Below are 10,405 nucleotides of genomic sequence, written 5' to 3' on the forward strand. Positions count from 1 at the left end.
CTGCGATGGCCCTACCCTCATCGACGTGAGGACCGTCCTGGCCGCCGTCGTCGCGAGCTCCCTCCTGGTCGCGGTCGCGAGCGCGCCCTCAGGTGCCACCGACACACCGGGCGCCGCGAAGCCGAGGACCGTTGACGGCTGGTCGACGACCACGCCGGCGCAGGCCGGGTTCCTCCCCCGCCGCCTGTCCCGCGTCGCGGCGGACGCGAAGGCGGAGCAGAGCAGCTGCCTGGCGGTGGTCCGCGACGGGAAGCTCGTCGCGGACTGGAACTGGGGCACCCCGCGCACGGCGGCACGCCAGGTCTTCTCGGTCACCAAGTCGATCGCCAGCGCGCTGGTCGGCATCGCGGTGCGCGACGGCGACCTCGATGTCGACGACCCGGTCGCCGACTACGTGCCGTCCTGGCGCGGCACCGACTCGGCTGACGTCACGGTCCGCGACCTGTTGAGCAACACCAGCGGCCGCTTCTGGTCGGTCGACAGCGACTACACCCAGCTCACGCACGCGCCCGACCGCACGGCGTACGCCGTCGGTCTGGAGCAGCAGTTCCCGCGCGGCACCGTGTGGGCCTACAACAACGCGGCGATCCAGGTGCTCGACCGGGTCATCCGTCGGGCGACCGGGCGGGCCACCTACCGCTTCGCGACCGACCGCCTCTTCGAGCCACTCGGCATGACGCACACGTTCATGACGCGCGACCAGAGCGGGCACTCGACCAACGTCTACTTCGGCGCGTTCACGACCTGCCTCGACCTGGCCCGCTTCGCGCAGCTGTATCTCCGGCGCGGAGTCGTCGGCGGCGAGCGGATCGTGTCGAAGGCGTGGGTGCGCCAGTCGACGGGCCGGTCCTCCTCGGAGCTCAACGCGGCGTACGGCTACCTGTGGTGGGTGAACCGGTACGGCGCGCTGCGCGGCTCGCTGGACCCCGTCGACGAGGACGGGCAGCCCCTCGAGACGCACGTCGGTCGGCTGGTCCCGGAGGCCGCGGGGTCGCTGTACTCCGCGATCGGGCTCGGGGGCCAGATCGCCATGGTCGACCCAGGCAGCCGCACGATCGTCGTGCGCCTCGGCCCGTCGAACGGCGACGGCTTCGGTCTCCGTGACGCCGCCCGGGTCGTGACCTGGGCGGACGCGGCGGCTACCAGCCCCGCTCGGCGAGCCGGTGCGGCTGGGGGATCTCCTCGACGTTGATGCCGACCATGGCCTCACCGAGGCCACGGGAGACCTTGGCGACCACGTCGGGGTCGTCGTGGAAGGTCGTGGCCTTCACGATCGCCTCGGCCCGCTGGGCGGGGTTGCCGGACTTGAAGATGCCCGAGCCCACGAACACGCCCTCGGCGCCGAGCTGCATCATCATCGCCGCATCGGCCGGGGTGGCGATGCCGCCGGCGGTGAACAGCACGACCGGGAGCTTGCCGGACTCGGCGACCTCCTTGACCAGGTCGTAGGGTGCCTGGAGCTCCTTGGCCGCCACGAACAGCTCGTCGCCCTCGAGAGCACCGAGCCGGCGGATCTCGCGGCGGGTCGTGCGCATGTGGGTCACGGCGTTGGACACGTCACCCGTGCCCGCCTCACCCTTCGAGCGGATCATCGCCGCACCCTCGGTGATGCGCCGCAGCGCCTCGCCCAGGTTGGTCGCGCCGCACACGAACGGCACGGTGAAGGCCCACTTGTCGATGTGGTTCTCGTAGTCGGCCGGCGTGAGCACCTCGGACTCGTCGATGTAGTCGACACCGAGCGCCTGCAGCACCTGCGCCTCGGCGAAGTGGCCGATGCGAGCCTTCGCCATCACCGGGATCGAGACCGCCTCGATGATCCCGTCGATCATGTCGGGGTCGCTCATCCGCGAGACGCCACCCTGCGCCCGGATGTCGGCGGGCACGCGCTCGAGCGCCATGACCGCGACGGCGCCGGCGTCCTCGGCGATCTTCGCCTGCTCGGGGGTGACCACGTCCATGATCACGCCTCCCTTGAGCATCTCGGCCATGCCGCGCTTGACGCGGGTGGTGCCGGTGGTGGGAGTGCTGGCGCTGCTGTCAGGAGTGGGGCTGTCGACCATGCGTCAGATCGTAGTGCTGGCCTCGGCCAGTGCTTGCTTCCGTACCACCCACACGCGCTGCCCCACCGTGATCGTGGAGGCGATCGCCAGCGCCCACAGCGCGATGTAGAGCAGTACCGGCAGGTCGAAGATCGCACTCAGGCCGGTCATCACCAAGATGGCGACCAGCCGGTCGGCGCGCTCGGCGATGCCCACCTTGACCGAGAAGCCGAGCGTCTCGCCTCGCGAACGGGCGTACGACGTCACCGCGCCCATCAGCAGGCAGACCAGGCTCAGCACCAGGTAGAGCCGGCTGGGCTCCTCCCAGGCGAAGTACAGCGCGAGCCCGATGAAGATCGCGCCGTCGCCGATACGGTCGAGGGTGGAGTCCCAGAACGCCCCGAACTTGCTGACCCGGCCCGAGGTCCGCGCCATGTAACCGTCGAGCAGATCGCTGAACACGAAGGCGGTGATCACGAGCACACCCGTCAGCAACATCCCCTGCGGGAAGAAGACGAGTGCGCCTGCGGCCACGCCGAGCGTGCCGACGAAGGTCACGGCGTCGGGGCTGACGCCCAGCCTGAGGAGCAGGTGGGCGATCGGCGAGAGGACCTTGGTCCAGAAGGCGCGGAAACGTTCGAGCATGGCGGCAGCAGGCTACCGTCAGTCGGCGGTGGAGTCGGCCACGGCCTTGCGGGCCGGGAGCAGGTGGAAGATCGTCCAGTAGAGGATGCCGATCATCACTCCTCCGCCGACGATGTTGCCGAGCGTGACCGGCAGCAGGTTGTCGGCGAGGAACGACGACCAGGTCAGGTCGCCGTACGAGCCGGCGTCGAGGCCGCTGGCCGACCAGAAGTCTGCGCCCGCGTGGTCCTTGATCAGCAGGCCCAGCGGGATCATGAACATGTTCGCGACGGAGTGCTCGAAGCCGGTGGCGACGAACAACGCGATCGGCAGCGTCACCGCGAGGATCTTGTCGGTCGTGGTCCGACCGGAGTAGGCCGCCCACACCGCCAGGCAGACCATCAGGTTGCAGAGGATCCCGAGCACGAACGCCTCGACGAACGTGTGCTGCACCTTGTGCAGCGAGGTGTCGAGGACCACGGCACCCCAGGCACCGTCGGCGTTGTGCCACGTCCCCGCGAGGTAGATCAGGCCCACGATCGTGAGCGCGCCGGCGAAGTTCGCGACGTAGACGATCGCCCAGTTGATGGCCAGCTGCCGCCAGGTGATGCGGCCACTGGCCCGGGCGACCAAGGTCAGCGTCGAGCTCGTGAACAGCTCCGCACCGGTGAGGACGACCAGCACCAGGCCGGTGGAGAAGACCAGCCCGCCGAGCACGCGGGCGACGCCGTACGGCATCTCGGCGGCGCCGACCTGGCTCGTGGTGAAGAAGACGAAGCCCAGCGCGATGAACCCGCCGCCGGTGAGCCCGAGGAGCAGGGACTTCAGCGGTCCGGCGGTGACCTTGCCGAAGGCGGCGTCCTCGGCGGCTTGCGCCATCTGGTCGGGCGAGCGGATCCAGCTCGAGTCGGACATGGCGGGACCTTCCAGGTCGGTACGACGCCGGACGCCGTCACGGCCCGCCGGCCGCGAGCTCGTCGCGAGGCGGCTGCGTGCGGAGCGATCCTACGGAATGTGGGAGCGTGTGCGATGACGGGGTCACGCCGGCTGAGGGACCGCCTGCGGGTGGTCGAGGACCGGCATGAACGCCAGCTCGGCAGCGCCGATCAGCGGTGAGTCGCCGCCCAGCTGCCCGGCCCGCACGAGGACGTCGTCGCGCGGCATCATCGTGCTGCGCGACATCGCCTCGCGCACCCGGTCCTCCGCCGCTCGCCACACCTGGGCGAGCGAGCCGCCGAGCACCACGACCTCGGGGTCGAAGAGGTTGGCGATCGCACGCAGGCCCACGCCACACCAGTCGGCGACGTCCGCCACCGCCTCGGCGGCGCGCGCCTCGCCGGCACTGGCCGCGTGGATGACCTCGGCGACGGCCCGGGGCCCGCCTCCCGGGAGTCGCCCGGCCAGCCGCAGCAGCACGTTCTCGCCGACCTTGGTCTCCCAGCACCCGACGGCCCCGCAGCGGCACACGGGCCCTTCGGTGTCGACCTGCATGTGGCCGACCTCGCCGGCGTACCCGCGCGCACCGGCGAGGGGCCGGCCGCCCACGAGGAAGCCACCGCCGATGCCGACGCTGGCGCTCAGGTAGGCCACCTCCGTGAACCCGACCGCCGCGCCCCGGACGTGCTCGGCCAGGACGCCGAGATCGGCGTCGTTGCCCGTCGCGACGGGCCGGTCGAGCCGCTCGGCCAGCAGGTCGGTGAAGGGCACCTCGACCCAGCCCAGGTTAGGGGCGAACCGCACGAGTCCGTCGACGGCTCGTACGGCGCCGGGCACCGCGACCCCGACTCCGAGACAGCGCACCGGGTGATCGGCGGCGGCCGCGAGGATCTCCTCCACCATCTGGGCGATGGCTTCCACGACGTGGTCGACGTCGTGCTCGCCACGCTGGTGCCCGCGGTCGCGCCGGTGGAGGACCTCACCGCCGAGGCCGACGAGGGCGACCGCGATGCGGTCCACTCCCACGTCGACCGCGACGACGACGTTGTCCTCCCGCGGCACCACCAGGTGCGAGGGGCGACCGGAGCGCCCACCGACCGCCGACGTCTCCTCCGAGACCAGCTCCAGGCTCTGCAGCTCGCCGGTGAGCGCACCGATCGTGCTGCGGTTGAGCCCGAGCTGGCGGGTGAGGACCGCGCGGGTCGTCGGACCACGCGTGTGCACCGTCTGCAGGATCGCGCGCAGGTTCGCGCGTCGCAGCTCGTCGGTGCCGACGCCGGTAGGGGTGGGCACGCCTGTCTCCTGTCAGAAGCGACCGGACGCAGCGGCGCGGCGACGGCTGATCGCGTCGACGCTCGCAGCCACGAGCAGCACCAGTCCGGTGACCATGTACTTCCGGCTGTCGGGCTGGTTCATCAGTCCCATGCCGTTCGCGATCACCGCGACCACTGTGCCACCGATGAGGGCGTCGATGACGCGGCCCTTGCCGCCGAAGAGGCTCGTGCCGCCGATGACGGCGGCACCCACCGCGTAGAGGAGTGTGGTGGTCCCACCGGTCACGTTGTTCACGCCGCCGCTGAAGCTCGCGAGCATGATGCCGCCGGCTGCCGCCACCGTGGACCCGACCATGAAGCAGCTGAGCTGGATCATCGGGACGTTGATGCCCGCCCGGCGCGCGGCCTCGGCGTTGCCGCCGACGGCGTACACGTGGCTGCCCCACTTGGTCCGGCTGAGCAGCGCACTGAGCACGAGAGCGATCCCGATGATGATGAGCAGTGCGATCGGCACGCCCTTGATCGACTTGATGTGCGCGTTGGGGCTGCGCTCGATCGACAGGTAGTAGACGATCAGGCCGACGATGAGCGCCAGGAAACCCGACTTCAACGCCCAGAGGAGCATCGGCTGCGCCGTCAGGCCGTGGCGGCGCCGACGACGGTTGCTCAGCCAGGTCAGGCCCGCGTAGGCACCGACGAGGACGGCCGCGATGACCCAGCCGAGCCAGACGGGGATCGTCTCGCTGTTGAGCTTCGCCACGAAGTCGCCGGAGTCGATCGACCCCTTCTCGCCGATGATGGACAGCATGACGCCCTGCAGCGCGAGGAACAGCGCCAACGTCACGACGAACGACGGGACGCCGAGCCGGGAGACGATCAGCCCGATGAAGGTGCCGATCACCATGCCGGTGACCAGACAGGCGAGGATCCCCAACGGGGTCGACCAGCCATGGTTGGTGAGCAGCGAGGACATCACGGCCGCGGAGACGCCGCCCGTGTAGCCCGCCGCCAGGTCGATCTCACCGAGCAGCAGCACGAAGACCATCCCCATCGCGATGATGGTGACTCCCGCGGACTGCTGGATCAGGTTGCCGAAGTTGAAGGCCTTGGTGAAGGTCTCCGGACGGAGGACGGAGAAGGCGGTGACGAGCACAAGGAGTCCGAGGACGGCTGGGAGCGACCCGACGTCGCCGCCCCGGAGCTTGGCGAGGTAGTCCTTCCAGAGGCTGACGACCGTGGCGCGGCTGGGCGCGTCGTGCATCTGCTGGCTCTCGTCGGTGGTGACGCTCATGCCGCATCCCCCTCGTTCACGTTGCCGGTCGTGATCGCCTGGACGATCCGCTCACGGTTGGTGCTGTTGGCCTCCACCTGCCCGACCATCTGGCCGAGGTAGAGGACCGCGATGTCGTCGGCCACCTGGAAGACCTCGTTGAGGTTGTGGCTGATCAGCACGACCCCCAGGCCGCGGTCGGCGAGCCTGCGGACCAGCTTGAGGACCTGCTCGGTCTGCGCGACACCCAGCGCGGCGGTCGGCTCGTCGAGGATGACGATCTTGGAGTTCCAGAGCACGGCGCGCGCGATCGCGACCGTCTGCCGCTGGCCGCCCGAGAGGGCGGCGACGTGCGTGCGCACCGACTGGAGCGTGCGGACGGAGAGCCCGTCGAGCGTCTCGCGGGCGCGAGACTCCATCGTGTCCTCGTCGACCAGGCCGTTCTTGGTCAGCTCGCGGCCGAGGAACATGTTGTGGACGACGTCCAGGTTGTCGCACAGGGCGAGGTCCTGGTAGACGACCTCGATACCGAGGTCGTTCGCGTCCTTGGGCGAGTGCACCTTCACGTGCTCGCCCTCGAAGGAGTACTCCCCTTCGTCGAAGGGGTAGATGCCGGCGATCCCCTTGATCAACGTGCTCTTGCCGGCGCCGTTGTCGCCGACCAGGGCGGTCACGCGGCCGGGCCGTACCGTCAGGTCGACGCCGTGCAGCACGTGCACGGCACCGAAGCTCTTATGAACACCGCGCAGCTCCAGCAGCGGCTCTCCACTCGACATGCCTCACCCTCCCGGGGGTTCGATCGTGAGGCGGGGGCCCGCCCAGTCGGACGGGCCCCCGCGGTTTCAAGCTGTCAGACGACCGCTACGCGATCACGAGACCCCGTACTTCGTGCAGAGCTTCTCGATGCCCTTGCAGATGTCCGCCGCGTTGGCCTGGCCGGCCGCGACGACGTCCTTGACGGTGTCGGCGGTGATCCAGACCGGGGTGGCGAGCACCGACGGGACGTCGACGCCGAGCTCGGAGTCGTTGACCGTGGCGGTCGCGATCGAGGCCGGGTCCTCACCCTTGATGATCGCGATCGCCAGGTCGGCTGCTGCCTTCGCCTCGAGCGAGGTGTCCTTGAAGACGGTGCCGGCCTGGTAGCCCTGCAGCACGTTGGCCAGACCCTCGGCCGTCGCGTCCTGACCGGTCACGAGGATCTTGCCCTCGACGCCCGCGGACTTCATGCGGGCGATGACGCCGCCGGCCATGCCGTCGTTGGCCGTGACCAGACCGACGAGGTCCGGGTGCTGGGCGTAGAACCCGTCGAAGACCTTGCCCGCGGTGTCCGGGTCCCAGTCACCGGTCTGGTCGGCGACGACCGTGAAGCTGCCGTCGTCCTTGATGACCTGCTCGTAACCCTGCTTGAACAGCGTGGCGTTGTTGTCGGTCGCCGCGCCGTTGATGAAGGCGATGTTGCCCTTGTCGGTGCCCTTCGCCTTGAGAGCGTCGATGAGGCCCTGGCCCTGCAGCGCGCCGACCTTCACGTTGTCGAACGACACGTAGTAGTCAGCGCCACCGCCGAGGGTGAGGCGGTCGTAGTCGATGACCGCGACGCCCGCGTTCTTGGCCTTGTCGATGCAGGCCTTGCCCGAGTCGGGGTCGAGGTCGGTCTCGATGAGCACCTGGACGCCCTCATTGATCATCTGGTCGCAGAGCTGACCGAACGTGTCGGGCGAGCCCTCGGCGTTCTGGATGATCGACTCCAGGCCAGCGGCCTTGAAGGCGGCCTCGAGGTTCGGGCGGTCCTGGGTCTCCCAGCGGACCGAGGACTTCGAGTCCGGAAGGATGACGCCGACCTTGCCGGTGGTCTCCGGCGCGGTGGACTCGCTGGTGTCGCTCGTCTTGTCGCCGCTGCCTTCGTTACCGCCTTCTGAATCGCTTCCGCACGCTGCGAGCGAGCCGAACGCGAGCGCTCCTACTGCAACGAGAGACGCGAGCCGCGCCCCCTGGATCCTGACCATTCCTCGACCTCCATGGCTTGGCCCCGGACGATGTGACGACCATCACCGGGTATGTTGTCGGCGACAACATAGTGAGGACAAGGGACCCCGACAAGGGGACCAAGTGCCCTACTTTTGTTGCACGATCAAACTAAGTCGAGGCCCGCCTGCCCGTGACCGAATCGTGACCGAACGGGCCGCCGGACTAGTCCGCCGACACCTCTCGACGGGCGCATCCCCGCGGGTTTCCGGCGGTTGTGACGGGCGCCATGGAAATCGATATCGAAAGGGGTCCTCAGACCCGTGACGTGACCGGTGTCACCGGGTATGTTGTGGCCGACAACATTCCTAGGACCCATGGCTCTACCGCAGCCATCGGCGCCCCCGGTTCTGTTGCCGAACCACCCGACATCCTTCCCACCGGAGGCGCCAGCACCATGAGCGACACCAGCTTCACCCCCACCCGCGACGACCACTTCACCTTCGGCCTGTGGACCGTCGGCTGGCAGGGCGTCGATGTCTTCGGCACGGCGATCCGTCCGGAGCTCGCGCCCGCCGAGGCCATCCACCGGCTCAGCGACCTCGGCGCCTACGGCGTGACGTTCCACGACAACGACGTCTTCCCCTTCGACGCCGACGCGGCCACCAAGGAGAAGCACCTCGCGCCGTTCCGCAAGGCGCTGGAGGAGACCGGACTCGTGGTCCCGATGGTGACCACCAACCTCTTCTCCCACCCGGTCTTCCGCGACGGCGGCTTCACCAACAACGACCGCGACGTACGTCGCTTCGCGATCCGCAAGGCCGCCGACCAGATAGACCTCGCCGCCGAGCTCGGCGCCAAGATCTTCGTCGCCTGGGGCGGCCGCGAGGGCGCCGAGTCCGGGGCTGCCAAGGACATCAAGTCCGCGCTGTCGCGCTACAAGGAGGCCTTCGACCTGCTCGGTGCCTACGTGCTCGAGCAGGGCTACGACCTGCGGTTCGCGATCGAGCCCAAGCCCAACGAGCCCCGGGGCGACATCCTGCTCCCGACCGTCGGCCACGCCCTGGCGTTCATCAACGAGCTGGAGCACCCCGAGATGGTCGGCCTCAACCCCGAGGTCGGTCACGAGGAGATGGCGTCGCTCAACTACGCCCACGGCCTGGCCCAGGCGCTGTGGCACGGCAAGCTGTTCCACATCGACCTCAACGGCCAGCACGGCCCGCGCTACGACCAGGACCTGCGCTTCGGTGCCGGCAACGCCCGTGGCGCGTTCTGGACGGTCGACATCGTCGAGAACGGCGGCTACGAGGGCCCGCGTCACTTCGACTACAAGCCCCCGCGGACCGAGGACATGGACGGCGTGTGGGTCTCGGCCGAGGCCTGCATGCGCAACTACCTGATCCTGCGGGAGAAGTCGCGGGCCTTCCGCGCCGACCCCGAGGTCCAGCAGGCGCTCAAGGACGCGCGCGTCGACCAGCTCGCGGTCTCCACCGTCGCCGCCGGCGAGACCGTCGCCGACCTGCGTGCGGAGTCCTTCGACCCCGACGCCGCCGCTCAGCGCGGCATGGGCTTCGAGAAGCTCGACCAGCTCGCGCTGGAGCACCTGTACGGCGTGCGCTGATCGCTCGCACAGCGGCCTGACCGATCGGGCCTCCTCCCGGCAGGGAGGAGGCCCGATCGGCATTTCGCCCGCCCGCCGGCCGGCGTAGTGTCGGGACAGGAGTCGTCAGGCTCCGATCGAGGAGAGTCCCATGAGCGACAAGTCGCCGCGACACACGATGTCGAAGAAGTCCGGGAAGTCCATCAAGCAGAGGCGCGCCGAGAAGCGCGACAAGCACCACGAGCAGACGATGTCGGAGACCAACCACCCGACGAAGCGGAAGTAGTCGCTCGGGTTCAGCCCGCCGCGTCGTCCCCGCGCAGGGCACGCTCCACGTCGGACACCGCGGTCGGCACCCCGGCCGCGTGCCAGGTCACGCCCGCGGCCTCGACCCGGGCGGCGCTGCCGCCCACGCCGAGGATCAACGCGCGCCCGGGCAGGTCGTCCCACGGCGGCAGCGAGTGCTGGCAGCGCACGTGGAACGACCCGGTCGCGATGGCGGTCGCGTCCATCGAGGCCGAGCCGAGCATGCGCAGGGTCGCTGCGCCCCCGGCCAGCCGGTCGAAGGCGACACCCACGCCGCCGCCGTACGACGGCGGGTGGAGGTACGTCGTGAGGCAGGCGGTCGCGAGCGGGCGGTCCTCGAGCGGCTGGAGCGGGGTCCCGTCCACCGTCGTGGGCAGGTCGGGGCCGCCGACGA

General features: G+C 69.7%; 10 protein-coding genes and 1 pseudogene. 3 read left to right on the forward strand and 8 right to left on the reverse strand.

Going from position 1 to position 10,405, the window contains the following annotated elements; translation table 11 throughout:
• The first annotated feature begins 25 nt into the window (after positions 1-25).
• Positions 26-1,192 (forward strand): serine hydrolase, encoded by a 1,167-nt coding sequence (locus Q0L15_RS01640; protein WP_296601776.1) that lies wholly within the window; start codon positions 26-28, stop codon positions 1,190-1,192.
• Here the strand turns inward: Q0L15_RS01640 and pdxS are convergent.
• The 7 genes from pdxS to Q0L15_RS01675 all read right to left on the reverse strand — a co-directional run bounded on the left by pdxS (position 1,140) and on the right by Q0L15_RS01675 (position 8,146).
• On the reverse strand, positions 1,140-2,060 hold the full coding sequence (pdxS, locus tag Q0L15_RS01645; protein ID WP_296601777.1) for a pyridoxal 5'-phosphate synthase lyase subunit PdxS: 921 nt from the start codon (positions 2,058-2,060) through the stop codon (positions 1,140-1,142). The two genes, Q0L15_RS01640 and pdxS, sit on opposite strands and share 53 nt — an antisense overlap.
• 3 nt (positions 2,061-2,063) lie before the next feature.
• Positions 2,064-2,684, reverse strand: a complete 621-nt coding sequence (gene pgsA, locus Q0L15_RS01650; protein ID WP_296601778.1) for a phosphatidylinositol phosphate synthase — start codon at positions 2,682-2,684, stop codon at positions 2,064-2,066.
• A gap of 18 nt (positions 2,685-2,702) precedes the next feature.
• Complete coding sequence (gene focA / locus Q0L15_RS01655) at positions 2,703-3,578, reverse strand: formate transporter FocA (protein WP_296601779.1); 876 nt, start codon at positions 3,576-3,578, stop codon at positions 2,703-2,705.
• A gap of 123 nt (positions 3,579-3,701) precedes the next feature.
• Positions 3,702-4,892 (reverse strand): ROK family protein, encoded by a 1,191-nt coding sequence (locus Q0L15_RS01660; protein WP_296601780.1) that lies wholly within the window; start codon positions 4,890-4,892, stop codon positions 3,702-3,704.
• Positions 4,893-4,904: 12 nt separating this feature from the next.
• Positions 4,905-6,164 carry an ABC transporter permease gene (locus Q0L15_RS01665; protein ID WP_296601781.1) on the reverse strand — a complete coding sequence of 420 codons (1,260 nt, stop codon included), beginning with the start codon at positions 6,162-6,164 and terminating at the stop codon, positions 4,905-4,907.
• On the reverse strand, positions 6,161-6,919 hold the full coding sequence (locus Q0L15_RS01670; protein WP_296601782.1) for an ATP-binding cassette domain-containing protein: 759 nt from the start codon (positions 6,917-6,919) through the stop codon (positions 6,161-6,163). Before Q0L15_RS01670 ends, Q0L15_RS01665 begins: the two co-directional genes overlap by 4 nt.
• A gap of 93 nt (positions 6,920-7,012) precedes the next feature.
• Positions 7,013-8,146 (reverse strand): substrate-binding domain-containing protein, encoded by a 1,134-nt coding sequence (locus Q0L15_RS01675; protein ID WP_296601783.1) that lies wholly within the window; start codon positions 8,144-8,146, stop codon positions 7,013-7,015.
• Positions 8,147-8,562: 416 nt separating this feature from the next.
• On the opposite strand from Q0L15_RS01675, the gene xylA reads away from it, so the two are divergent.
• Positions 8,563-9,726: a xylose isomerase gene (gene xylA, locus Q0L15_RS01680; protein WP_296601785.1), complete on the forward strand. Its 1,164-nt coding sequence runs from the start codon at positions 8,563-8,565 to the stop codon at positions 9,724-9,726.
• A 130-nt stretch (positions 9,727-9,856) separates the two neighbouring features.
• Entirely contained in the window at positions 9,857-9,991 is a 135-nt protein-coding gene (locus tag Q0L15_RS01685; RefSeq protein ID WP_296601787.1) for a hypothetical protein, read from the forward strand.
• A gap of 10 nt (positions 9,992-10,001) precedes the next feature.
• On the opposite strand, the pseudogene Q0L15_RS01690 reads toward Q0L15_RS01685, so the two are convergent.
• A pseudogene (locus Q0L15_RS01690) lies at positions 10,002-10,405 on the reverse strand (inositol monophosphatase family protein); the annotation flags it as partial.

The sequence above is a fragment of the Nocardioides sp. genome (assembly GCF_024509035.1).
In the GTDB taxonomy this organism is placed as follows: domain Bacteria; phylum Actinomycetota; class Actinomycetes; order Propionibacteriales; family Nocardioidaceae; genus Nocardioides.